Source organism: Streptomyces sp. NBC_00224, from assembly GCF_041435195.1.
Classification (GTDB): Bacteria; Actinomycetota; Actinomycetes; order Streptomycetales; family Streptomycetaceae; genus Streptomyces.
In genome coordinates, this window is the sequence record NZ_CP108106.1 from 3,401,028 (window position 1) to 3,425,432 (window position 24,405).

The 24,405-nt window shown below is 70.4% G+C and carries 21 protein-coding genes; 13 read left to right on the forward strand and 8 right to left on the reverse strand.

From position 1 onward, the window contains the following. Positions 1 to 48: 48 nt before the first annotated feature. On the reverse strand, positions 49 to 1,431 hold the full coding sequence (locus OG965_RS15285; RefSeq protein ID WP_371652621.1) for a glycine--tRNA ligase: 1,383 nt from the start codon (positions 1,429 to 1,431) through the stop codon (positions 49 to 51). 203 nt (positions 1,432 to 1,634) lie between these two features. On the opposite strand from OG965_RS15285, the gene OG965_RS15290 reads away from it, so the two are divergent. The 5 genes from OG965_RS15290 (at position 1,635) to OG965_RS15310 (ending at position 5,805) form a co-directional block, all read left to right on the forward strand. After that, complete coding sequence (locus OG965_RS15290) at positions 1,635 to 2,591, forward strand: metal ABC transporter substrate-binding protein (protein WP_371652622.1); 957 nt, start codon at positions 1,635 to 1,637, stop codon at positions 2,589 to 2,591. 56 nt (positions 2,592 to 2,647) lie between these two features. After that, entirely contained in the window at positions 2,648 to 3,418 is a 771-nt protein-coding gene (locus OG965_RS15295) for a metal ABC transporter ATP-binding protein (protein WP_371652623.1), read from the forward strand. 2 nt (positions 3,419 to 3,420) lie between these two features. Further along, positions 3,421 to 4,314, forward strand: coding sequence for a metal ABC transporter permease (locus OG965_RS15300; RefSeq protein ID WP_371652624.1), 894 nt, complete (start codon positions 3,421 to 3,423; stop codon positions 4,312 to 4,314). 59 nt (positions 4,315 to 4,373) lie between these two features. Next, a complete protein-coding gene (locus OG965_RS15305) occupies positions 4,374 to 4,802 on the forward strand; it encodes a Fur family transcriptional regulator (protein WP_371652625.1) in 429 nt (142 codons plus the stop codon). 364 nt (positions 4,803 to 5,166) lie between these two features. Further along, positions 5,167 to 5,805, forward strand: coding sequence for a ScbR family autoregulator-binding transcription factor (locus OG965_RS15310; RefSeq protein WP_371652626.1), 639 nt, complete (start codon positions 5,167 to 5,169; stop codon positions 5,803 to 5,805). A 142-nt stretch (positions 5,806 to 5,947) separates the two neighbouring features. Here the strand turns inward: OG965_RS15310 and OG965_RS15315 are convergent, their stop codons facing one another. Continuing rightward, positions 5,948 to 7,576 carry a BTAD domain-containing putative transcriptional regulator gene (locus OG965_RS15315; RefSeq protein WP_371652627.1) on the reverse strand — a complete coding sequence of 543 codons (1,629 nt, stop codon included), beginning with the start codon at positions 7,574 to 7,576 and terminating at the stop codon, positions 5,948 to 5,950. Between the two features lie 688 nt (positions 7,577 to 8,264). On the opposite strand from OG965_RS15315, the gene OG965_RS15320 reads away from it, so the two are divergent. The 4 genes from OG965_RS15320 (at position 8,265) to OG965_RS15335 (ending at position 14,574) form a co-directional block, all read left to right on the forward strand. After that, entirely contained in the window at positions 8,265 to 10,022 is a 1,758-nt protein-coding gene (locus OG965_RS15320) for a biotin carboxylase N-terminal domain-containing protein (RefSeq protein ID WP_371652628.1), read from the forward strand. Positions 10,023 to 10,033: 11 nt separating this feature from the next. After that, positions 10,034 to 11,890, forward strand: coding sequence for a 2-oxoacid:acceptor oxidoreductase subunit alpha (locus OG965_RS15325; RefSeq protein ID WP_371652629.1), 1,857 nt, complete (start codon positions 10,034 to 10,036; stop codon positions 11,888 to 11,890). Beyond that, positions 11,883 to 12,947, forward strand: a complete 1,065-nt coding sequence (locus OG965_RS15330; protein WP_371652630.1) for a 2-oxoacid:ferredoxin oxidoreductase subunit beta — start codon at positions 11,883 to 11,885, stop codon at positions 12,945 to 12,947. Before OG965_RS15325 ends, OG965_RS15330 begins: the two co-directional genes overlap by 8 nt. A gap of 394 nt (positions 12,948 to 13,341) precedes the next feature. After that, positions 13,342 to 14,574 (forward strand): cytochrome P450, encoded by a 1,233-nt coding sequence (locus OG965_RS15335; protein ID WP_371652631.1) that lies wholly within the window; start codon positions 13,342 to 13,344, stop codon positions 14,572 to 14,574. 103 nt (positions 14,575 to 14,677) lie between these two features. Here the strand turns inward: OG965_RS15335 and OG965_RS15340 are convergent, their stop codons facing one another. Together OG965_RS15340 and OG965_RS15345 are read right to left on the reverse strand one after the other, a co-directional pair. Next, positions 14,678 to 15,523, reverse strand: coding sequence for an NAD(P)H-binding protein (locus tag OG965_RS15340; RefSeq protein ID WP_371652632.1), 846 nt, complete (start codon positions 15,521 to 15,523; stop codon positions 14,678 to 14,680). 29 nt (positions 15,524 to 15,552) lie between these two features. Then, on the reverse strand, positions 15,553 to 16,446 hold the full coding sequence (locus OG965_RS15345; protein ID WP_371652633.1) for a ScbA/BarX family gamma-butyrolactone biosynthesis protein: 894 nt from the start codon (positions 16,444 to 16,446) through the stop codon (positions 15,553 to 15,555). Positions 16,447 to 16,652: 206 nt separating this feature from the next. Between OG965_RS15345 and OG965_RS15350 the strand changes: the two genes are divergently transcribed. After that, complete coding sequence (locus tag OG965_RS15350) at positions 16,653 to 17,321, forward strand: ScbR family autoregulator-binding transcription factor (RefSeq protein ID WP_371652634.1); 669 nt, start codon at positions 16,653 to 16,655, stop codon at positions 17,319 to 17,321. A 30-nt stretch (positions 17,322 to 17,351) separates the two neighbouring features. Here OG965_RS15350 and OG965_RS15355 read toward each other — a convergent pair whose 3' ends face one another. From OG965_RS15355 to leuA, 4 genes are all read right to left on the reverse strand, one after another. Continuing rightward, the gene (locus OG965_RS15355; protein ID WP_371652635.1) at positions 17,352 to 18,194 is read right to left on the reverse strand and encodes an isoprenyl transferase; all 843 of its coding nucleotides are present in this window, start codon (positions 18,192 to 18,194) and stop codon (positions 17,352 to 17,354) included. Positions 18,195 to 18,210: 16 nt separating this feature from the next. Continuing rightward, positions 18,211 to 18,960 (reverse strand): DNA repair protein RecO, encoded by a 750-nt coding sequence (gene recO, locus OG965_RS15360; RefSeq protein ID WP_371652636.1) that lies wholly within the window; start codon positions 18,958 to 18,960, stop codon positions 18,211 to 18,213. 34 nt (positions 18,961 to 18,994) lie between these two features. After that, on the reverse strand, positions 18,995 to 19,714 hold the full coding sequence (locus OG965_RS15365) for a TerB family tellurite resistance protein (protein ID WP_371652637.1): 720 nt from the start codon (positions 19,712 to 19,714) through the stop codon (positions 18,995 to 18,997). 154 nt (positions 19,715 to 19,868) lie between these two features. Then, positions 19,869 to 21,638: a 2-isopropylmalate synthase gene (gene leuA / locus OG965_RS15370; protein ID WP_371652638.1), complete on the reverse strand. Its 1,770-nt coding sequence runs from the start codon at positions 21,636 to 21,638 to the stop codon at positions 19,869 to 19,871. Positions 21,639 to 21,950: 312 nt separating this feature from the next. Between leuA and OG965_RS15375 the strand changes: the two genes are divergently transcribed. The 3 genes from OG965_RS15375 (at position 21,951) to OG965_RS15385 (ending at position 24,212) form a co-directional block, all read left to right on the forward strand. Next, a complete protein-coding gene (locus tag OG965_RS15375) occupies positions 21,951 to 23,012 on the forward strand; it encodes a M4 family metallopeptidase (protein WP_371652639.1) in 1,062 nt (353 codons plus the stop codon). A 73-nt stretch (positions 23,013 to 23,085) separates the two neighbouring features. After that, complete coding sequence (locus OG965_RS15380) at positions 23,086 to 23,352, forward strand: protealysin inhibitor emfourin (protein ID WP_371652640.1); 267 nt, start codon at positions 23,086 to 23,088, stop codon at positions 23,350 to 23,352. A 29-nt stretch (positions 23,353 to 23,381) separates the two neighbouring features. Continuing rightward, complete coding sequence (locus tag OG965_RS15385) at positions 23,382 to 24,212, forward strand: GNAT family N-acetyltransferase (protein ID WP_371652641.1); 831 nt, start codon at positions 23,382 to 23,384, stop codon at positions 24,210 to 24,212. Positions 24,213 to 24,405: the final 193 nt, after the last annotated feature.

Below are 24,405 nucleotides of genomic sequence, written 5' to 3' on the forward strand. Positions count from 1 at the left end.
AGGGGCGCGGGGAACTGCGCGACCAGCCACAGCGCACCCGCAGACGAACTAGCAGCCGAGAAGCCGCGCACCCAGGTACGACTGGATCTGGTCCAGGGACACCCGCTCCTGCGACATCGTGTCCCGCTCGCGAACCGTCACCGCGTTGTCGTCCAGCGTGTCGAAGTCGACCGTGACACAGAACGGCGTACCGATCTCGTCCTGGCGACGGTAGCGACGGCCGATCGCGCCCGCGTCGTCGAACTCGATGTTCCAGTTCTGCCGCAGGTCCGCCGCCAGGCCCTTCGCCTTCGGGGAGAGCTGCGGGTTGCGCGAGAGCGGCAGCACCGCGACCTTGACCGGCGCCAGGCGCGGGTCGAGGCGCATCACGGCGCGCTTCTCCATGACGCCCTTGGCGTTGGGCGCCTCGTCCTCGTTGTAGGCGTCGAGGAGGAAAGCGAGCATGGAGCGGCCGACACCGGCGGCGGGCTCGATGACGTACGGGGTCCAGCGCTCGCCGGCCTCCTGGTCGAAGTACGACAGGTCGCTGCCGGACGCCTTGGCGTGCGCCGAGAGGTCGTAGTCGGTGCGGTTGGCGACGCCCTCAAGCTCGCCCCACTCGCTGCCGCCGAACTGGAAGCGGTACTCGATGTCGGCGGTGCGCTTGGAGTAGTGGGAGAGCTTCTCCTTCGGGTGCTCGTACCAGCGCATGTTCTCCTCGCGGAGACCCAGGCCCGTGTACCAGTTCCAGCGCTGCTCCATCCAGTATTCCTGCCACTGCTCGTCCTCGCCCGGCTTGACGAAGAACTCCATCTCCATCTGCTCGAACTCGCGGGTGCGGAAGATGAAGTTGCCGGGCGTGATCTCGTTGCGGAAGGACTTGCCCATCTGCGCGATGCCGAAGGGCGGCTTCTTGCGCGAGGTCTGCTGGACCTGGCCGAAGTTGGTGAAGATGCCCTGCGCGGTCTCGGGGCGCAGGTAGGCGACGGAGCCGCTGTCCTGGGTCGGGCCGAGGTGGGTGGAGAGCAGACCCGAGAAGTTCTTGGGCTCGGTGAAGGTGCCCTTGTTGCCGCAGTTGGGGCAGTTGAGCTCGGCGAGGCCGTTCGCGGGCTCCTTGCCGTGCTTCTCCTCGTACGCCTCGATCAGGTGGTCCGCGCGGAACCGCTTGTGACAGGAGGTGCACTCGGTGAGCGGGTCGGTGAAGGTGGCGACGTGGCCGGAGGCCTCCCAGACCTCGGTGGCCAGGATCACCGACGAGTCGATGCCGACGACGTCCTCGCGCGCGGTGACCATGTAACGCCACCACTGGCGCTTGAGGTTCTCCTTCAGCTCGACACCCAGCGGCCCGTAGTCCCAGGCGGCGCGCTGACCACCGTAGATCTCACTGCAGGGGTAGACGAAGCCACGGCGCTTGCTCAGGTTGACGATGGTGTCGATCTTGTCGGCGGCCACGGTGCTCTCTTCATTACGACGACGACGAACGGCGAATGCCCCAGATTAGCGGCGGCCTCCACCCCTGGATCAAATCGGTATCGCCGCACGGCCTGAAGCACGGCCTGGAGCACCGCCCGGAGCGCGGCCCGGAGGCCGTCCGAAGCAAGACCCACACCCGCCCTTGTTGACAATCGTTTCCACTTTTGTTGAAAATGACTGTCATGAATGTACGACGCCTCATACCCGCCGCCACCCTCTCCACCGCCGTGGTGCTCGGCCTCGGCGCCCTGACCGCCTGCTCGGACTCCGGCACCGGCTCGGGCATGAAGGACGGCAAGCTGGACGTGGTGGCGTCGTTCTATCCGATGCAGTACCTCGCGGAGCGAATAGGCGGCGACCACGTCTCCGTACGCAACCTCACCAAGCCGGGCGTAGAGCCGCACGACCTGGAGCTCAGCCCCAAGCAGACCGCCTCCCTCGGCGAGGCCGGCCTGGTCGTCTACCTCAAGGGCATCCAGCCCGCCGTGGACAAGGCCATCGCGCAGTCCGGTGCCAAGCACACCGTCGACGCCGCCGGCCTCACCAAGCTGGAGGACCACGGCACCGAGGTCGGCCACGGCCACGAGGGCGAGGAGCACCACGGCGAGAGCGAGGCCGGCGCCGACCCGCACGTCTGGCTGGACCCGGTCAAGTACGCCGAGGTCGCCCAGGGCGTCGGCAAGGCCCTGGAGAAGGCCGACCCCGACCACGCGGCCGACTACAGGAAGAACACCGACGCCGTGGTCAAGGACCTCGGGGCGCTGAACCAGAAGTTCGCGGCGGGCCTGAAGAACACCGCCACCAAGACCTTCATCACCACCCACTCCGCCTTCGGCTACCTCGCCGAGCGGTACGGGCTGACCCAGGAGGGCATCGCGGGCATCGACCCCGAGGCCGAGCCGAGCCCCGCCCGGGTCAGGGAGCTCCAGTCCATCGCGAAGAAGGACCACGTCGACACGGTCTTCTTCGAGACACTGGCCAGCGACAAGACCGCCAAGACCCTCGCCGGGGACACCGGGCTGAAGACCGACGTCCTGGACCCCCTCGAAGGCATCACCAAGAAGTCCAAGGGCGACGACTACCTCAAGGTGATGGAGTCCAACCTGGCCGCGCTCCAGAAGGCGCTCGGCGCGAAGTGAGCATCCCCCCGTCCGCATCCGGCACCCCGGAATCCGGCACATCGGAGGCCCCAGTGATGGAACCCGTGATGGAACCCGTCATATCCCTGCGCGGAGCCACGGCGACCCTCGGCTCGCGTCCGGTGCTGCGCGGCATCGACCTCACCGTCCGACGCGGCGAGGTCGTCGCCCTGCTCGGCGCCAACGGCTCCGGCAAGTCCACCGCCGTGCGCTCGGTGATCGGCCAGGTGCCGCTCACCGGGGGCCGCATCGAGCTGTTCGGTACGGAGCTGAAGCGCTTCCGGGACTGGGCGCGCGTCGGCTATGTGCCCCAGCGCACCACCGCCGCCAGCGGGGTCCCCGCGACCGTCCGCGAGGTCGTCGCCTCGGGGCGGCTCTCCCGTACGAAACTGGGCCTGCTCTCCAAGGCGGACCGGGCGGCCGTGCGCCGCGCCATCGAGCTCGTGGGCCTCGCCGACCGCGCCAAGGACTCGGTGAACGCCCTCTCCGGCGGCCAGCACCAGCGCGTCCTGATCGCCCGCGCGCTCGCCTCCGAGCCCGAGCTGCTGATCATGGACGAGCCGATGGCGGGCGTCGACCTGGCCAGCCAGGAGATCCTCGCCGCGACCCTGCGCGAGCAGGTCGCGGGCGGCGCGACCGTGCTGCTCGTGCTCCATGAGCTCGGCCCGCTGGAGCCGCTGATCGACCGCGCGGTGGTGCTGCGCGACGGCTGCGTCACCCACGACGGCCCGCCGCCCAAGGCCACCGGCCAGCACGCGCTGCCGGGCCACGACCACGTCCACCCCCACTCGGCCGCCGAGCCGATCCGTACAGGACTGCTGACCTGATCATGGAAATCCTCCAGACCGCCTTCATGCAGCGGGCGCTCATCGCGGCCGTCCTGGTCGGCATCACCGCGCCCGCCGTCGGCATCTACCTGGTCCAGCGCCGACAGGCCCTGATGGGCGACGGCATCGGCCACGTCGCCATGACCGGCGTCGGCCTCGGCTTCCTGCTCAACGCCAGCCCGGTGTGGATGGCGACGCTCGTCTCCGTGGTCGGCGCCGTGACGATGGAGCTGATCCGGGCGTACGGCAAGACGCGCGGCGACATCGCGCTCGCCATGCTCTTCTACGGCGGCATGGCGGGCGGTGTGCTTCTGGTCAACCTCTCGGACACCGGCTCCAACGCCAACCTCTCCTCGTACCTCTTCGGCTCGCTCTCCAGCGTCTCGGACTCGGACGTCACCTCGATCTGTCTGCTCGCCGCGTTTGTGGTGCTCGTCACGGTCGGGCTGCGGCGGCAGCTGTTCGCGGTGAGCCAGGACGAGGAGTTCGCGCGGGTCACCGGACTGCCGGTGCGGGCCCTGAACCTGCTGATCGCGGTGACCGCTGCGATCACCGTCACGGTCGCCATGCGGGCCGTGGGGCTGCTGCTCGTCAGCGCGCTGATGGTGGTCCCGGTGGCGGCGGCCCAGCAGATCTCCCGCTCCTTCGCGGTGACGTTCGTCCTCGCGGTGGTCATCGGCACGACGGTCACGCTGGCCGGAACGGTCACCTCGTACTACCAGGACGTGCCGCCCGGCGCGACGATCGTGCTGCTCGCCATCGGCGCGTTCATCGCCCTGACCGCGCTCGCCGCACCTTTGGCGCGCAGGCGTGCGCGGATGGCCGAAACCGCCGCGGAACAGTGCACCCTGGAGGTGCCGGGGTCGCGTACCGCGGCCGACGAGGCCACGGTCTGACCCCGACCTGGCAGAATGGCCCGACGACGTGAGCGGGCGACGGTTAGAGGGAGGCACCTGTGGCGACGGCTGGACCACCCGTACGCGGCCGGTCGACCAAGCAGCGGGCCGCCGTGGCGGCGGCCCTCGACCAGGTGGACGAGTTCCGCAGCGCGCAGGAGCTGCACGACATGCTCAGACACCGGGGTGACTCGGTGGGGCTGACCACGGTCTACCGCACCCTGCAGTCGCTCGCCGACGCCGGCGAGGTCGACGTGCTGCGCACCAGCGACGGCGAGTCGGTCTACCGGCGCTGCTCGTCGGGCGACCACCACCACCATCTGGTCTGCCGGATGTGCGGCAAGGCCGTCGAGGTCGAGGGCCCGGCGGTGGAGAAGTGGTCCGAGGCGATCGCCGAGCAGCACGGCTTCGTCAACGTGGCGCACACCGTGGAGATCTTCGGCACCTGCGCGGAGTGCGCGGCGGCCGCGGCGGCCGCGGAGAAGTAGGCACGCGCGGGACGTACGAGACCTACGAAAAGGGGCCCTGGGAGTCGTTCCCGGGCCCCTTTCGCGTACCCGGCGCGAGGGGCACTTGCAGACCGGGTGTCCCGTTCGTAGCGCGCCGGAACTCTGGATTCAGCCGTGAGCAACCGGCTGAATCCAGCCGTCAGAACATACGTCGATGTCGCCCCACTGCGCCTTAAGTGCAGGTCAGCGAGGTGGAGCGCGGATGCGTTCGGGCCACTCCGGGAACGCTTTGGGCCAGACTCGACCAGGACTAAAGAAACCGTCGGGTTGGTTTCTATACAATCTCCTCCTTGGCTCCTGTCCTGCAGAAGCCCCCTCCTTCATGCGACAACGGAGTTACACCATGAGCAAGCAGCAACGGGCTGAGCGGACACGTCAGACGCTGATCCTGGCCGCGGCCGAGGTGTTCGACACGGACGGCTTCGCACCGTCCTCACTGACCGCGATCAGCACCCGGGCCGGCGTCAGCAACGGGGCGCTGCACTTCCACTTCGTCAGCAAGAACGCCCTGGCCGAGGCCGTCTGCGACCACGCCATGGCGTCCCTGCGGCAGATCGCGCGCCCGCGCGACACCGGGCACGGCCGGGCGCTCCAGGTCCTCGTGGACACCACGCACGCGCTGGCGTTCCGGCTCGGCGACGACGTGATCCTGCGGGCCGGGTTCGGGCTCAGCTCCGACGCGACCTGGAAGGGGGCGACGGACCTGCGCCAGTACTGGGTCGACTGGGTGGGCGACGTGCTGGCCGGGGCGGCCGCCGAGGGCGCGCTCGCCGACGGGGTCGCGGTGGAGGACGCCAAGGCGGTGATCGCGGCGACCACCGTCGGCTTCGAGGCGATGGGGCGCAGCCAACCGCGCTGGTTCTCGCGGCAGATGTTCGGCAAGTTCTGGGGGCTGCTGCTGCCCCGGCTGGCCCGGGCCGACGCGCTCGGCGCCCTGAAGCCCGACGGCAGCCCGGGGCTGGCGGCGGCGCTGCCTTTGTAGGGGCCGCTATTAGGGGCTGCGGCGGATCCCCGCCGCACCGGACGTGTTCGGGCGCCGAGGTGAGTGCGTGTCCCGCCCCCCGACGGGACACGCACTCACCTCGGCGCCCGAACACGTCGAAGGCCACGGGCGGCGCGGGCGGTCAGGCCCCGATCCGCCGGGGCGGCCGCGCGAAGGGCGCGGAGTACGCCGCAGCCGCCGCCGAGCCCGGACGGGCGTACACCTCACGCACCCGCCAGTGCCGCGGGGAGCCCTCGGCCGGGCCGTAGGAGACCTCGGGTCCGGCGGCCGCGCGGGAGTCGTCGCAGACGAGGATCTCGCCGGGCGCGGCCAGCGCCAGCAGCCGCTGGCAGAGGTCCAGGAGCGCCCCGTTGACGGACAGCGGGGTGCCGGAGTCGCCGGGCGCGAAGCGGACCAGCGCCTCACCGGTCGCCACCGCCGCGTGCAGGGTCAGGCCCGGGTCGGCGTGCGAGCGGCGGACGGCGGTCCGGCCGGGCGGGGCGACCGCGTCGCGTACGGCGGCGGCCGCCCGCAGCGCGCGCAGGGCGGCGCCCACCCGTCCCGTACCGTCCCCGCCGTCCTCCTCGTCCTGGAAGAGACCGAGCGAGACCGGGCCGATGGAGCCGACGACACGGCCGCCGAAGTGCTCGATCCGCGCGCGCGTGGCCCCGCTGACCCGCTCCAGCGTCTCGTCAAGAGCGACCGCCCGGTCGGGCTGGAGCGCGTCGTCGAGGTGGACCGCCCCTGGGGCGATCCTGGTCTGCACGAGGAGCACGCTCAGCGCCTGACGTCGCATCACATCGGGTCGTACGACAGCCCGTTGGGGCACGTTCACCGCGCGCGACGGCGCCGTACGCTCGGGGGCGTGGCCGTGCCTGCGGTGCCCGGAGACTGCGGTCAGCGTACGGCGCCGGTCAGCGCGTTCGCACGGCTGGTCGGCGGCGGGGACGGGCGCGAGCGACGTCGGCTGCGCGGGTGCGGCGGCCGGGCGCGGGGGCGCGAGGCCCAGGGACGGATCCTGGGCGAGGATCGCCTGCTGGAGGCGGCGCAGCTCGCGGCCGGGCTCCAGGCCGAGGTCCTCGACCAGAGTGGCGCGCAGGCGGTTGTAGACGGCGAGCGCGTGGGCCTGCCGCCCGCAGCGGTACAGGGCCAGCATCAGCAGCCCCGAGCTGCGCTCGCGCAACGGCTCGGCCTCGACGGCGGCTTCCAGCTCGCCGAGGACCGCGTAGTGCTGGCCGCACGCCAGCTTCGCCTCGAAGTAGTCCTCCAGGACGTCGAGCCGGGTGTTCTGCACGGCCGTGAGCTCGGGCCACATGATGCCGGTCTCGGCGAGGTCGGCGAGCGCCGGGCCGCGCCACAGGCCGAGTGCCGCGCCGAGCGAGGCGACGGCCGCCTCGGGCCGCCCGCCCGCGAGTTCGGCCCGCCCCTCTCCGACCCGGCGCCGGAAGACGTTCAGGTCGATCTGCTCGGGGTCGGTCCGGATCAGGTACCCGGGAGCCCGGGTGACCAGCTCGGCCGCACCCCCGGCGCCGTCGGGGCCGCCCCCGGCGAGGGTCCCGCGGAGCCCCCACACCGCGTTCTGCAGGATCTTCCGCGCCGTGACGGGCGTGTTGTCCGCCTGCCAGAGCGCGGCCAGCAGTCGGCTCGTCGGGACGACCTGGTTGGCCTGCAGCAGCAGACAGCCCAGCGTCGCCCGCTGCTTGATTCCCCCCAGTGGGACCTGCTGGTCGCCGGACATCACCTCCAGCGGGCCCAACATCCTGAAGCGCATAGCTCCCCCGGTCCTGTGTGCACAGTCGTGCCGCATTGACTCGTTGAAGAGATTACAAACCGGAATCCCGGTTTGTCAAAGCCGCTAAACCAGTACGAAATCCCCCAAAGGCTCAAGCCGATTGCCGAGTTCGAGCCCTGCGCAAGCAGAGGAACCGTACGACAGGGCGGTTTTAGTGTGCCTTACGGGGTGGCGACCGCACCCGGCGTACGGGCAAATCACGAGAGGAGCCCGCTCGCCGGCCCACTCCGGCTCGCTCCGGCTCGCTCCGATTCGTTCCGGTTCACCTGGGCTCCGCCCTCAACTGACTCAAGGGTCACTACAACTGCCGGGAGAGCGAGGAATTCAAGGGTTCCGTTTCCCGCGATCAGGAATGCATTTCGTCGGCCGATCGCCGGCCGGGGCCGAAGTCAACCCCGAAGTGATTTCCGGCAATTCCCTGCCACACGGGACCACTCGGGGTGGGCCCCACCTGCGGCGCGGCCCCGACTCCCGGGCACGCCAGGGGCCTTGGGTGGGCCCGTCCGGTACTCGGCACTCCCCGTTTGACTTCCGGACGGTGGACAACTGCGGAGTAACGCCGGATACGGTCCCTCAAGGATGCTTCGAGGGTGGAGCTGTACAAACCCACTCGGTGTTTCGTTCTCGATCTTTCCACTTCAGCACCGCAAGTTGAGGAGCAGTCGTCGTGCGCAAGGTGCTCATCGCCAACCGTGGTGAAATCGCTGTCCGCGTTGCCCGAGCCTGTCGGGACGCCGGGATCGCCAGCGTAGCCGTCTACGCCGATCCGGACCGGGACGCTCTGCACGTCCGCGCGGCCGACGAAGCATTCGCTCTGGGCGGTGACACCCCGGCCACCAGCTACCTGGACATCGCCAAAGTCCTCCAGGCCGCCGCCGACTCCGGCGCCGACGCGATCCACCCGGGTTACGGCTTCCTCTCCGAGAACGCCGACTTCGCCCAGGCCGTCCTCGACGCCGGTCTGACCTGGATCGGCCCGCCGCCGCAGGCCATCCGCGACCTCGGCGACAAGGTCGCCGCCCGCCACATCGCCCAGCGCGCCGGCGCCCCCCTGGTCGCCGGCACCCCCGACCCGGTCTCCGGCGCCGACGAAGTCGTCACCTTCGCCGAAGAACACGGCCTCCCCATCGCGATCAAGGCCGCCTTCGGCGGCGGCGGCCGCGGCCTCAAGGTCGCCCGCACCCTCGAAGAAGTCCCCGAGCTCTACGACTCCGCCGTCCGCGAGGCCGTCGCCGCCTTCGGCCGCGGCGAATGCTTCGTCGAGCGCTACCTGGACAAGCCCCGCCACGTCGAGACCCAGTGCCTCGCCGACACCCACGGCAACGTCGTCGTCGTCTCCACCCGCGACTGCTCACTCCAGCGCCGCCACCAAAAACTCGTCGAAGAGGCCCCCGCGCCGTTCCTGAGCGAGGCACAGAACGCGGAGCTGTACGCCGCCTCCAAGGCCATCCTCAAGGAAGCCGGCTACGTCGGCGCCGGCACCGTCGAGTTCCTCGTCGGCACCGACGGCACCATCTCCTTCCTCGAAGTCAACACCCGCCTCCAGGTCGAACACCCGGTCACCGAAGAAGTCACCGGCATCGACCTCGTCCGCGAAATGTTCCGCATCGCCGACGGCGAGGAACTCGGCTACGGCGACCCCGAGATCCGCGGCCACTCCTTCGAGTTCCGCATCAACGGCGAGGACCCCGGCCGCGGCTTCCTCCCCGCCCCCGGCACGGTGACGCTCTTCGCCCCGCCCACCGGCCCGGGCGTGCGCCTGGACGCCGGCGTCGAATCCGGCTCCGTCATCGGCCCCGCCTGGGACTCCCTCCTCGCCAAACTGATCGTCACCGGCGCCACCCGCGAACAGGCCCTGCAACGCGCCGCCCGCGCACTCGGCGAGTTCAAGGTCGAAGGCATGGCCACCGCCATCCCCTTCCACCAGGCCGTCGTCGTCGACCCCGCCTTCACCGCCGACCCGTTCCGCATCCACACCCGCTGGATCGAAACTGAATTCGTCAACGCCATCCCGGCGTTCGTCCCCCCTGCGACCGACGGGGACGAGGAGGCGGCCACCGAGCGGGAGTCGGTGGTGGTCGAGGTCGGCGGCAAACGCCTCGAAGTCTCGCTGCCCTCTTCCTTGGGCATGACGCTCGCTCGTACGGGCCTCGCGGCCGGGGCCAAGCCCAAGCGCCGGGACAAGAAGAAGACGGGATCCGCCATTTCGGGTGACGCGCTGGCGTCCCCGATGCAGGGCACGATCGTCAAGGTCGCCGTCGAAGAGGGCCAGGAAGTCAAGGAAGGCGACCTCGTCGTCGTCCTCGAAGCCATGAAGATGGAACAGCCCCTCAACGCCCACCGCTCCGGCACCATCAGGGATCTCGCCGCGGCGGTGGGCGCGTCCGTCACGTCCGGCGCCACCATCTGCGAAATCAAGGGTTGAGGAGCCACCCAATGCTGAAGGAAGTCAAGCGTCTTGATCGGGTGATCATCCGTTTCGCGGGTGATTCGGGTGACGGGATGCAGCTGACGGGCGACCGGTTCACGTCGGAGACCGCCTCGTTCGGCAACGATCTGTCGACCCTGCCGAACTTCCCCGCCGAGATCCGTGCTCCCGCAGGGACCCTGCCCGGTGTCTCCAGCTTCCAGCTCCACTTCGCCGACCACGACATCCTCACCCCGGGCGACGCGCCCAACGTCCTGGTCGCCATGAACCCCGCCGCGCTGAAAGCCAACCTCGCGGACGTGCCGCGCGGCGCGGACATCATCGTCAACACCGATGAGTTCACCAAACGCCCGATGGCGAAGGTCGGTTACGCCACCAACCCGCTGGAAGACGGCACCCTGGACGCCTACAACGTCCACCCCGTCCCCCTCACCACCCTGACGGTGGAGGCGCTGAAGGACTTCGGCCTGCCGCGCAAGGAGGCCGAGCGCAGCAAGAACATGTTCGCGCTGGGTCTGCTGTCGTGGATGTACCACCGCCCCACCGAGGGCACCGAGCGCTTCCTGCGGCAGAAGTTCGCCAAGAAGCCGGAGATCGCCGAGGCGAACGTGGCGGCGTTCCGGGCGGGCTGGAACTTCGGCGAGACCACCGAGGACTTCGCGGCCTCCTACGAGGTCGCCCCGGCCACCAAGGCCTTCCCCACCGGTACGTACAGGAACATCTCCGGGAACCTGGCTTTGGCATACGGGCTGATCGCCGCGGGCCGCCAAGCGGACCTGCCCCTGTATCTCGGCTCGTATCCGATCACCCCGGCCTCGGACATCCTGCACGAACTGTCCAAGCACAAGAACTTCGGCGTCCGCACCTTCCAGGCCGAAGACGAAATCGCCGGAATCGGCGCCGCGCTGGGAGCCGCCTTCGGCGGATCCCTCGCGGTCACCACCACCTCCGGCCCCGGCGTCGCGCTCAAATCCGAGACCATCGGACTCGCGGTCTCGCTGGAGTTGCCGCTGCTCATCGTGGACATCCAGCGCGGGGGACCCTCCACCGGGTTGCCGACGAAGACCGAGCAGGCAGACCTGTTGCAGGCGATGTACGGGCGCAACGGCGAAGCACCCGTCCCCGTCGTCGCGCCGAAGACACCCGCCGACTGCTTCGACGCCGCACTCGACGCCGCCCGCATCGCCCTGACCTATCGCACCCCCGTCTTCCTGCTCTCCGACGGCTACCTCGCCAACGGATCCGAGCCCTGGCGCATCCCCGACACCGACGAACTCCCCGACCTGCGCGTCCAGTTCGCCACCACCCCCAACCACACCCTCGCCGACGGCACCGACGTGTTCTGGCCCTACAAACGCGACCCCCACACCCTCGCCCGCCCCTGGGCCATCCCCGGCACCCCGGGCCTTGAACACCGCATCGGCGGCATCGAAAAACAAGACGGCACCGGCAACATCTCCTACGACCCCGCCAACCACGACCTCATGGTCCGCACCCGCCAAGCCAAAATCGACGGCATCGAGGTCCCGGACCTAGAGGTGGACGACCCGGACCAAGCCCGCACGCTGGTGATCGGTTGGGGCTCCACATACGGGCCCATCACAGCCGCAGTGCGACGGCTCCGGACCGCCGGGATCCCCATCGCCCAGGCGCACCTGCGCCACCTCAACCCCTTCCCGGGGAATCTGGGCGAGGCCCTGAAGCGTTACGAGAAGGTAGTGGTGCCGGAGATGAACCTCGGCCAGCTCGCGACTCTGCTCCGGGCCAAGTACCTCGTCGACGCACAGTCCTACACGCAGGTCAACGGCATGCCGTTCAAGGCAGAGCAGCTCGCGGAGGCCCTCAAGGAGGCCATCAATGACTGAGACGACGGCACGCACCCTGCTCTCCCTGGTCCCCAAGGCCGAGGCCCCGCAGTCGATGAAGGACTTCAAGTCGGACCAGGAAGTGCGCTGGTGCCCCGGCTGCGGTGACTACGCCGTCCTCGCCGCCGTACAAGGCTTCATGCCCGAACTCGGCCTCGCCAAAGAAAACATCGTCTTCGTCTCCGGCATCGGCTGCTCCAGCCGCTTCCCCTACTACATGAACACCTACGGGATGCACTCCATCCACGGACGCGCCCCCGCCATCGCCACCGGCCTCGCCACCAGCCGCCAAGACCTCTCCGTCTGGGTCGTCACCGGCGACGGCGACGCCCTCTCCATCGGCGGCAACCACCTCATCCACGCCCTCCGCCGCAACGTCAACCTCAAAATCCTCCTCTTCAACAACCGGATCTACGGCCTCACTAAAGGCCAGTACTCCCCCACCAGCGAAGTCGGCAAAATCACCAAGTCCACGCCGATGGGCTCCCTCGACGCGCCCTTCAACCCCGTCTCCCTCGCCCTCGGAGCCGAAGCCTCCTTCGTCGCCCGCACCATCGACTCCGACCGCAAACACCTCACCCAAACCCTGCGCGCCGCCGCCGACCACCCCGGCACCGCCCTCATCGAGATCTACCAGAACTGCAACATCTTCAACGACGACGCCTTCGAGATCCTCAAGGACAACGAGCAGGCTCAGGAGGCGGTGATCCGTCTGGAGCACGGTGAGCCGATCCGCTTCGGCGCCGACCTGCACAAGGGCGTCGTCCGCGACCCCGCCACCGGCGACCTCCAGGTGGTCGAGGTGACCCCGGAGAACGCGTCGCGGATCCTCGTCCACGACGCGCACGCCGCCTCCCCCACCACCGCGTTCGCCCTCTCGCGGCTCGCCGACCCCGACACCCTGTACCAGACCCCGATCGGCGTCCTGCGCAGCGTGACCCGGCCGGTGTACGACACGCAGATGGCCGACCAGCTGGAACAGGCCATCGAGCAGCGCGGCAAGGGCGAGCTCGGCGCTCTCCTCGCGGGCAACGACACCTGGACCGTCGCGGGCTAGTCCAAGGCGAACGAGCCGAACAAGCCGAATACCCCAGCAAAACCCAAGGATCCCCGGTGGTAAACCGGGGATCCGGTTTGTTATTGTCCCTCTCGTCCGAACATCCGGGGGGAGGACACATGAGCGCACGACTGCACTCCGTCGTAGGTGACGGTCTCGCGGGGCGTGCGCTCTGCCACGCCGTGGCCCCCTCCGCCGTGGACACCCGGCCTCTCCTCCCCCGCCACCGCCGGCCGGGGACGCACCCGATGACCGACCGGCACGACGGCCTCGGCGGGTACCCAAGCGTCGAGAGCTCGCCAGGGAACGGCAACCGCATCGACGTACATCTCCCCCTGTGCCGACAGTGGTCGGCACAGACACACGTCCCCTCCCGTCCTTACGGAGCACCTCCATGCCCCAGCAGCACTGCCCGTTCGCCATCGACGCCGCCGGCACCGACATCCACGGCGAGATCGCCCGTATCCGCGCGCACGGCCCGGTCACCCGGATCGAGTTGCCGGGCGGCGTGGCCGCCTGGTCGGTCACCAGCGCCGAGGCGGCCAAGAGCCTGATGACCGACCCGCGCGTCTCCAAGGACGCCGAGCGGCACTGGCCCGCCTGGATCAACGGCGAGATCCCCCGGACCTGGCCGCTCGCCATCTGGATATCGGTCCGCAGCATGATCACCGCGTACGGCGACGAGCACAGCCGGCTGCGCAAACTGACGTCCAGGGCGTTCACCGCACGCCAGACGGCGGCGCTGCGCCCGACGATCGAGCGGATCGTCTCCGACCTCCTCGACAAGCTCGCGGACACCCCGCAGGGCCAACCGGTCGATCTGCGCAAGGCGTTCGCGAGCCCGCTGCCCGTCCAGGTGATCTGCGAGCTCTTCGGCGTCCCGGAGAGCGCCCGCGACCGGCTCTGCCGCCTCATCGACATCACCTTCCTCACCGAGGTGACTCCCGAGGAGGCCGAGGCGACCGGGCGTGAACTCTATGTGGCGCTCCACGAGTTCATCGCCTTCAAGCGCGCCAACCCCGGTGACGACATGACCAGCGGTCTGATCACCACCCGCGACGAGAGCGACGGCAGCGGCCTGACCGAGGTCGAGCTCGTGGACACCCTGCTGCTGATGATCTCGGCCGGGTTCGAGACCGTGGTCAATCTGATCGACCAGGCCGCGTACGCGCTGCTCACCCACCCCGAGGAACTGGCCCGCGTCCGGCGCGGCGAGGTCGCCTGGGAGGACGTGGTCGAGGAGACCCTGCGCTGGGAGCCGCCGGCCGCCCATGTGCCGCTGCGGTATGCCGTAGAGGACATCGAGATCGGCGGCGTGGTGATCCCCAAGGGCGAGCCGATCCTGGTCGCGCTCGCCGGGCCAGGCCGCGACCCCGAGGTGCACGGCGAGGACGCCGACCGCTTCGACCCGTCGCGCCCGCTGCGCCGCGAGCACCTGGCCTTCGGGCACGGCGTCCACTTCTGCCTGGGGGCCCCGCTGGCCCGCCTGGAGGCGACGGTGGCGCTGTCGGCCCTCTTCGAGCGCTTCCCGGAGCTGGCCCTGGCGACCCCGGGCGAACAGCCCGCCCAGCTCCCGTCGTTCATCTCCAACGGCCACCGGGAACTGCCGCTCCTGCTGAACGGCTGACCCGCCGGACGGAACCAGACAAAGCTGGGGCCTTGCCGGACACTTCCGGCAAGGCCCTTACGTACGTAGTACGTAGGTGACGCCCCACACCCGCACCCGCCCCTCAGGCGAAGGCGTCCGCATGGTCGCGGGCCCACTCGGCGTACGAGCGCGCCGGGCGGCCCGTCAGCTCCTGGACGGTCTGCGCGACCCCGGCCTTCGCCCCGGCGCGCTGTCGCTCGGCGCTGTGGAGCAGCGCCTCGGCCACCGGCTGCGGATAGCGCGCCAGGAGCGCGGCACGCGCGCGTTCGGGGCCCAGCTCCTCGAACCGGAGCGGCCTGCCCAGGGCGTCGCCGAGGAGCGCGGTCTGCTCGGCGGCCGTGACGGCGGCCGGGCCGGAGAGCGCGTACGCGCGGCCCTCGTGGGCGCCCGGCTCGGTGAGCACCCTCGCCGCCACCTCGGCGATGTCGCGCGGGTCCACGGTCGCGTTGGGCGCGTCCCCGTGGAGCGCGCGCACCACGCCCTCCTCGCGCACCGAGCGCGCCCAGGACAGGGTGTTGGTCATGAAGGCGCGGGGCCGCAGCAGGGCCCAGGCGAGCCCGGACTCCCGTACGGCCGTCTCGTTCTCGCGCTGGCGGCGGGTGATCAGGTCGTCGGCGGCCGGGTCGGTGACGGCCAGCGCGGAGAGCTTGACCAGATGGCGCACCCCGGCCGCGCGGGCCGCCTCCACGAACCGGAGGTCGTCGGGTTCGCCGATGCTGCCGGTGACCAGGAAAGCCGCCCGTACGCCCTTGAGCGCGCGGTCGAGGCTGTCGCGGTCGGCGTACTCGCCGCCGGCCACCTCGACGGCCGGGCCGGTGACCGTCACCCGCTCCGGCCTTCTGGCCAGGATGCGCAGCGGGTGGGCGGCCGCGAGCAGCCGGGCGACCTCGCCCCCCACGGTTCCGGTCGCCCCGGTCACCAGAATCATCGTCGTCCTCTTCTCGCTTGCCGCGCCGGTCAGTCGGCGCGCGGCGCCGACAGCGTGGCGAGGAAGACCAGGCTCTCCTCCTGGTGGCCGGTGACCTGCACACTGGCCATGCCGGGGCGCCGGGGCGCCGCGTCGGTGACCTGTATCCAGCACGGGCTGTCGAACTCCGCGTACCGGTGGAACGCTATGTCACCCCCGACCGGGACGAACGGCGCGGGCCCCAGGGCCGCGCTCGCCGCCTGCCGGGCCGCCTCCAGGAGGAGCATGCCGGGCACGTGGTCGTTGGGGCGCTGGAAGAGCGTGGGGTGCGTGGTGTCCGCCCGCAGCCGCCAGACGCGCTCCTGCGGGCAGGCCGCGAGCACCACGTCGGCGGCGCGGGTGCGGCCCGCCAGGTCGGCGGGGACGGGCAGCGGGAGGTATCCGGTGGTGTCGCCGGGGGTCGTCCGGTCGCCGCGCAGTCGCCGGTAGACGCCCGGGCTCAGGACGCGGGCCTGGCCGGAGCCGGTGGCGACGAGCCGTCCCAGCCTGCGCAGCACCCAGCGGACCTTGAGCCGCGAGAGCTTGCCGCCGCGCCATTCGAGCCGGGAGAACTCCAGCTCCACGTCTATGAGCGCGGGCTGTCCGCCGACGTCCAACTGGCTCGGGTTCGCGGTGTATTCGAGGTCGGTGAGCATGAAGTGCCAGTCGAGCGGCACCCCGTAGCCCGCGTGCACTATCAGCATCGCGGACTGCCGCATCGTCTCGACGACGAGCAGCGGGTCGTGCAGATCGCCCGCGACGGGTTCGAAGAACACATGGTTGTGCGGCCAGTGCGCGGTGACCGAGAACGTGTGCTCGTCGTGCTGGCGCCAGCCGTGCGGAAAGGCGTCAGCGGGCCTGGCCCGGTGGACCAGTTCGGGTGAGACAGGGTGCGATTGAGTCATATTGGTGGGCCGGGCACCGGTTATGGGTATGGCGCTGGTCAATACTGCTTCAGTTTTGGACATGGCTCCCCCCGAGGCATGTACGAAGAACATAGTCCTGCGTCCCACTGTTAAGATACAAACTAGACGGTTTTTTTCAAGTGGCGGGGAGTAGGCGGCCCCGAAGTTCACGGCGTCGATACCGCGGCGCAACACGAGGAGGCAGCGTGGCGAAGCAGGACCGTGCGATCCGCACCAGGAGGGCGATCCTGGAGGCCGCGGCCATCGTCTTCGAGAAGCAGGGGTTCCAGGCCGCCACGATCACGGACATCCTCAAGATGGCCGGGGTCACCAAGGGTGCGCTCTACTTCCACTTCCAGTCGAAGGAAGCGCTCGCGCACGGGGTTCTGAACGAGCAGGGCTCCGGCCCCTCGCTGCCGCCGCAGCCCGTCAAACTCCAGGAGCTGATCGACTCCGGCTCGGTGCTCGCGCACCGACTCCGTACCGACCACCTGGTTCGCGCCAGTATCCGGCTGACCCTCGACCAGCAGGCGACCGGGCTCGACCGCAGCGGCCCGTTCCGGCACTGGAGCGAGGTGAACGTCGAGGTGCTGACCCTGGCGCAGCAGCGCGGCGAGCTGATGCCCAACGTGGTCATCTCCGACACCGCCGAGCTGTACGTGGGAGCCTTCGCCGGGCTCCAGATGATGTCCCAGACGCTCAGCGACTACCAGGACCTCTCGCACCGCCACTCGGTCCTCCAGCGCCATGTGATGTCCAGCATCGCCGTGCCGTCGGTGCTCGCGGCCCTGGACTTCTCCGAGGACCGCGGCGCCCGGCTCACCGCCGAGATGGAGACGACACCCGTCGCCGAGTGCGCGGCGGCCGCGGTCTGACGACCCGGCCGCCCCACCCCGGCACGGGAGTTACTCGCCCGCCCCGGCGCCGTCCTGCCGGGGGATGTCGAGGTTGGGGAGCGCCCCGCCGAAGCGGCGGTCGCGCTGGGCGTACTCCAGGCAGGCGCGCCACAGGTCGCGGCGGTCGAAGTCCGGCCACAGCACGTCCTGGAAGACCATCTCGGCGTAAGCGCTCTGCCAGAGAAGGTAGTTGGAGGTGCGCTGCTCGCCGCTGGGGCGCAGGAACAGGTCCACGTCCGGCATGTCGGGGTAGTAGAGGTACTTGGCGAAGGTCTTCTCGCTGACCTTCGACGGGTCGAGCCGGCCCGCCTTCACGTCCTCGGCCAGCGCCTTCGCCGCGTCGGCGATCTCGGCCCGGCCGCCGTAGTTCATGCAGAAGTACAGCGTGAGCCGGTTGTTGTCCTTCGTCTGCTCCTGGGCGATCTGGAGCTCCTTGGCCACCGAGCGCCACAGCTTGGGCATACGGCCCACCCAGCGCACCCGGATGCCCAGTTCGTCGAGCTGGTCGCGGGTCTTGCGGATGAAGTCGCGGTTGAAGTTCATCAGGAAGCGCACCTCGTCGGGCGAGCGCTTCCAGTTCTCGGTGGAGAACGCGTAGAGCGAGATGGAGCCGACGCCCATCTCGATCGCGCCCTGGAGCACGTCGAGGACGCGCTCGGCGCCGACCTTGTGGCCCTCGGTGCGCGGCAGCCCGCGCTCCTTCGCCCAGCGCCCGTTGCCGTCCATGACGACCGCCACGTGCTTGGGGACCAGCTCGCCGGGGATCTTCGGCGGGCGCGCACCCGAGGGGTGCGGCTCGGGGGTCGTGTACTCGCGCCGGGACCGGCCGCCCAGGATTCCGCGTCGTGCCATGTGGCGTTCTTCTCCCTCAGGTCTTCTCTACGTACCGCAGTGAGCGCAGGCCGCGCTCCAGATGCCAGTGCAGATAGGCCGACACGAGACCGCTGCCCTCGCGCACATGCCTCGGCTCGCTCGCATCCGCCGTCGCCCAGTCCCCCGTGAGCAGCGCGCTCAGCAGTGCGACCGCCTCCGCAGAGGGTACGACGCTGCCGGGTACCCGGCAGTCGGCGCAGACCACACCGCCGCCGGCGATCGAGAAGAACCGGTTGGGCCCGTGGATGCCGCACTTCGCGCAGTCCTCGAAGCTGGGCGCGTAGCCGTTGACGGCGAGCGAGCGCAGCAGGAAGGCGTCGAGGATCAGGTTGGGGGCGTGCTCGCCGCGCGCGAGCGTGCGCAGCGCGCCCACCAGCAGCAGGTACTGCTGCACGGCGGGCTCGCCCTCGTGGTCGGTGAACCGTTCCGCCGTCTCCAGCATCGCGGTGCCGGCGGTGTACCGGGCGTAGTCCGTGACGATCGCGCCACCGTACGGAGCGATCGTCTCACTCTGGGTGCACAACGGCAGGCCGCGCCCGACCAGTTCGCTGCCGCGCGCGAAGAACTGCACGTCCACGTGCGAGAAGGGCTCCAGACGGGCCCCGAACTTGGACTTGGTGCGGCGCACCCCGCGGGCGACGGCGCGCACCCGCCCGTGCCCGCGGGTCAGAAGCGTGATGATCCGGTCGGCCTCACCGAGCTTCTGGGTCCGCAGCACGATGCCGTCGTCCCGGAACAGACTCATGGAGCCATTGTTTCACCGTCGGCAGGAAGCTCCGTCAGGACGGGGTGCGGGCCGCCGCGAGCAGCCGGGCCACGTCGTCCGTGCACAGCTGGAGCGCGCCGCCCACCGTGGTGAGGACCTCGCGCTCGGCCGGGCTGTACGGGCCGTCGGCGAGGGCGATACGGGCGCCCTGGAGCAGGATCGACTCGCGGCCGGCCGGGGCGAGGTGCGGGGCCAGCGGCTCCAGGGACTCGTGGAGCTCGATGGCGAGGGCCGCGCCGCACGGGTCGGCCTCGGTGTCGGTGAGGAACCGCCCGGTGTCGGCCGCGAGCGCCTCGATCAGGGTGATCAGCTGCTCCTCGGTGCAGTCGTCGTACCCGGCGGCGCGGACCGTGGCGACCGCGGTCGAGGTGACCGTACGGGAGGAGGTGCCGCCCGCGGCGAGGACGGCGAGGGCGACGGTGTGGACGGCGTCGCGCAGCATCGCCGAGAAGCGGATGGTGGTGGGGTGGTCGAGGGCGTCCGTCCCGAAGTGGGTCTCGCAGGCCGCGCACTCCACGACGGGTCCGGCGGCCCCGCGCGGCAGCAGCGGCACGCCCAGGACGGCCAGGCGCCGACGTCCGGTGCGGCGGCGGAAGTTGCGGTCGCCCCCGCACTCCGGGCAGAAGAACTCCCCGTCGCCGACGGTGGTCCAGGACGTACGGATCGTCCAGACTCGTTCGGGGATGCCCACGGCGCGAGGCTTCGTCCTGTTCTGTCCTCGGCCTTGCACCACCGCGCACCTCCGTAACGGACCGGCAACATTGCCGCGTTGACGTGATGTTAGCCACATCGACGATGTGACGTCAGCACCCCGTCAGGAGGAGTGGCGCAAAGACGGCGCCCCACCGGCCTTTTGGGGCCGGTGGGGCGCGGTGCACGGCTGGGGGCTACTGGCGGGCCGAGCGGTTGACGGCGGAGATGACGGCCTTCAGCGACGCGCGCGTGGTGTTGGCGTCGATGCCGATCCCCCACAGGACCTGCCCGTCGATGGCGCACTCGATGTACGAGGCGGCCTGCGCGGAGGCGCCCTCGCTCATCGTGTGCTCCTGGTAGTCCAGCAGACGGGCGTCCACGCCGATGGCGGCCAGCGCCTCGAAGAAGGCCGAGATCGGACCGTTGCCGGTGCCGGTCAGGACCGTCTCGGCGCCGTCCACGACCGCCTCGACGGTCAGTGTGTCCCGGCCGTCCGTGTCGGTCGTGGTCTGGCCGGATCGCAGCTGGATGCGGCCCCACTGGTTGGCCGGATTCGGCAGGTACTCGTCCTGGAAGACCGACCAGATCTGGCCCGGCGTGACCTCGCCGCCCTCGGCGTCGGTCTTCGCCTGGATGATCCGGGAGAACTCGATCTGCATCCGGCGCGGCAGGTCCAGCTTGTGGTCGTTCTTCAGGACGTACGCGATGCCGCCCTTGCCGGACTGCGAGTTGACCCGGATGACTGCCTCGTAGGAGCGGCCGACGTCCTTCGGGTCGATCGGCAGGTACGGGACGGCCCACTCGATGTCGTCGACGGTGACGCCCTTCGCGGCCGCGTCGGCCTCCATGGCGTCGAAGCCCTTCTTGATGGCGTCCTGGTGGGAGCCGGAGAAGGCGGTGTAGACCAGGTCGCCCGCGTAGGGGTGGCGCGGGTGGACCTCCATCTGGTTGCAGTACTCGCTGGTGCGGCGGATCTCGTCGATCTGCGAGAAGTCGATCTGCGGGTCGACGCCCTGGCTGAACAGGTTCATGCCCAGGGTGACCAGGTCGACGTTGCCGGTGCGCTCGCCCTGCCCGAACAGACAGCCCTCGATGCGGTCGGCCCCGGCCATGATCGCCAGCTCGGCCGCCGCCACCGCCGTACCGCGGTCGTTGTGCGGGTGCACGGACAGGCAGACGAACTCGCGGCGGGTCAGGTTGCGGCTCATCCACTCGAACCGGTCCGCGTGCGTGGAGGGCGTCGAACGCTCCACCGTGGCGGGCAGGTTGAGGATGATCTCGCGGCCCTCCTCGGGCTGCCAGACGTCGCAGACCGCCTCGCAGACCTCCAGGGCGAAGTCCAGCTCGGTGTCGGTGAAGATCTCCGGGCTGTACTGGTAGCCGAAGGTCGTCTCCGGGCCCAGGATCTTCTCCGCGTACTCCATCACCAGCCGGGTGCCGTCGACGGCGATCTGCTTGATGTCGTCCTTGGAGCCGCGGAAGACGACCCGGCGGAAGGTCGGGGCGGTGGCGTTGTACAGGTGCACGGTGGCGCGGTGGGCGCCGCGCAGGGACTCCACGGTCCGCTCGATCAGATCCTCGCGGGCCTGGGTCAGGACGGAGATGGTGACGTCGTCCGGGATCGCGCCCTCTTCGATGATCGAGCGTACGAAGTTGAAGTCGGTGTCGCCCGAGGAGGGGAAGCCGACCTCGATCTCCTTGTAGCCCATGCGTACCAGCAGGTCGAACATCTCGCGCTTGCGGGCGGGCGACATCGGGTCGATCAGCGCCTGGTTGCCGTCGCGCAGATCGGTGGACAGCCAGCGCGGCGCCTTGGTGATCCGCTGCTCGGGCCAGGTGCGGTCGGGGATGTCCACGGCGTCGTACCTGCCGTACTTGTGGATCGGCATCCCGGAGGTCTGCTGGGTGTGGGTCGCGTTGGTGACGGGCGTCGGGCGACCGACGGAGACAGAGTTCTCAGACATTGCGTAGGGCTCCTCGGGTCCTGCAAACGTAGGACGGCCGACTGAGTCGAAGCAGCACCAGATCCCGCGGGGAGGGGGTCGGCCTACGACTACAGGCCCTCGCCGCGGCAGCTAAGGAGAAGCAGCCCGAAACGCATGATGTGCCGCAGCCTAGCCGAGGGGCGCCGAAAGCGCCGGTCCCGTTTCAGTATGCGGGACGTGACAGAAGGGGCCAGGGACCAAAGTCCTGATCGGTACCGGTCCCGATGGCTTGGAACCAATCATGGTGGCGAGTAGTGACAGTCTCATGACCCAGTGCCACATTGTCGCGACATGAACGCGCATACGCCCGTCTTCTGCACCATCGTGCCACCCCACGTCCTCGACAAACTGGCCACCGCCGAGGACCCCGCGCTGTCCGGCATCGCGCGCAAGACGCTCGTCGCCGACGCCGCCCAGCGCACCGCCCGCCGGCTCACCACGGTGCTGGGCGCGCCCACGGTCGCCCCGCCCGCCGGAGCCGTCGAGGGACAGCCGCACCGCACGATCTACGACGCCCGGCACGGCACCGCGCTGCCCGGCCGCAAGGTCCGCGGCGAGGGCGACAAGCCGGTCGAGGACGCCACCGTCAACCGCGCGTACGCCGGGCTCGGCGCGACCTTCGAGCTCTACCTCAAGGCGTACGGCCGGAGCTCCATCGACGGCGGCGGAATGCCGCTCGACGCGACCGTCCACTTCGACGCCGACTACAACAACGCCTTCTGGGACGGCGAGCGGATGGTGTTCGGGGACGGCGACCGCCAGATCTTCCTGGACTTCACGATCCCGGTCGACGTGATCGGGCACGAGCTGACCCACGGCGTCACCCAGCACACGGCGAACCTCACGTACTTCGGCCAGCCGGGCGCGCTCAACGAGTCGATGTCGGACGTCTTCGGCTCGCTGATCAAGCAGTACACGCTGGACCAGGACGCCCACCAGGCCGACTGGCTGATCGGCCAGGGCCTGCTCGCCCCCGCGGTGACGGGTACGGCGCTGCGCTCGATGAAGGCGCCCGGCACGGCGTACGACGACGACGTGCTCGGCAAGGACCCGCAGCCCGCGACGATGGACCACTACATCACCACCGGCCGCGACAACGGCGGCGTCCATCTGAACTCGGGCATCCCCAACCACGCCTTCTACCTCGTCGCGGAGACGCTCGGCGGCAAGGCGTGGGAGCGGGCCGGGCAGATCTGGTACGACGTGCTGACCGGCGGCGAGCTCGGCAAGCAGGCCCTGTTCGCGGACTTCGCCCGGCTGACGGCGGCGGCGGCGCGCGCCCGTTACGGGGAGGGCGGGGAACTCCAGGCGGTCCTGAAGGCCTGGTCCCAGGTCGGCGTCCCGACTGGCTGACCCCGACCGGCTGAGCCCGACCGGCTGGGCCGGGACCGCTGACGCGGGGGCGGTGCGCTGCTACACAGGGAGCATGCGCATCCAGGTGACCCGCACAGGAGGATTCGCCGGCATCGAGCGCCGGGCCGAGGTCGACACCTCGGGCCGGGCCGATGCGGCGGAGTGGCAGGCCCTGGCCGCGGCGGCCCTCGCCGACGGCCGGGCCGAGCCCTCCCTCGGCGTACCCGACGGATTCCACTACGAGATCACGGTCGACGGCCGCACGGTCCACTGCGCGGACCCGGGGCTGTCCCCGGCCCAGCGGACGCTGGTGTCACGGGTACTGAAAGAAGGTGCGTAGCGGGGGGATGTCTTGCTTTCATGCGAAGCATGACGACATCCCGCGTGACGCCCTCCGCATCCGACGCATCCGAACTCGCCCTCCTTGAAGGCTATTACGACGCGGTGCCGCGCACCTCGGCCCGCGCGGAGGACTTCGGTCCGCTGACGCTGTTCGTACGGGAGGGTGCGGGCTGGCCGTTCTACGCCCGGCCCACGCTCGGCCACGCGGGCCCGGTGTCGGCGGCGGACGTGGACAAGGTGCGGGCGCGCCAGCGGGAGCTGGGGGTACCGGAGGCGTTCGAGTGGGTGGACGAGGTGTCGCCCGGGCTGCGGGCGGCCGTCGAGTCGTCGGGCCTCGCGGTCCACGCCCACCCGCTGATGGTGCTGGCCCCGGACGCGCCCGCGCCCCGGCCGCACCCGCTGGTCCACGTCCTGGGCGCGGACGACCCGCTCCTCCACGCGGCCCTGGTCGTCCCCCACCTGGCGTTCGCGGCGCCCGGTACGGCCGTGGGCCCGGCGGGCCCCGCCGAACTGGCCGCCGAGATCGCCGCCCGGGCGGGCGACGGCCGCGCGCCCCAGGTCGCGGAGCGCATCCGGGCCGGCGCGACGGCGGTGGCGGCGGCCGTCGAGAACGGCCTCCCGCTCTGCTCCGGCATGCACAACCCGGTGGGCCCGGTCACGGAGATCGTGGGCGTCGGCACGGTGCCGGCGGCGCGGCGGCGGGGGCTTGGCGAGGCGGTGACATCGGCCCTGGTCACGGATGCGCGTGCCCGGGGGGCGTCGACGGTGTTCCTGTCGGCGGGGGATGAGGATGTGGCGCGGATGTATGGGCGGTTGGGGTTCGGGAGGGTGGGGACGGCGCTGATAGCGGAGGCGTGATTTCCCCCCACCCCGCCCGTTCCCTTAACCCTCCGGGGGTGGGTGGGGGCGGAGGTGGCTCTCCCGGGGGCTACGCCCCCGGACCCCCGGGCGGGGCCTGCGGCCCCTGCACCCCGCTTCGGGGCTCCGCCCCGGATCCCCGTTCGTCTGCGGGTGGTCTGTGGCTGGTCGCGCAGTTCCCCGCGCCCCTAGG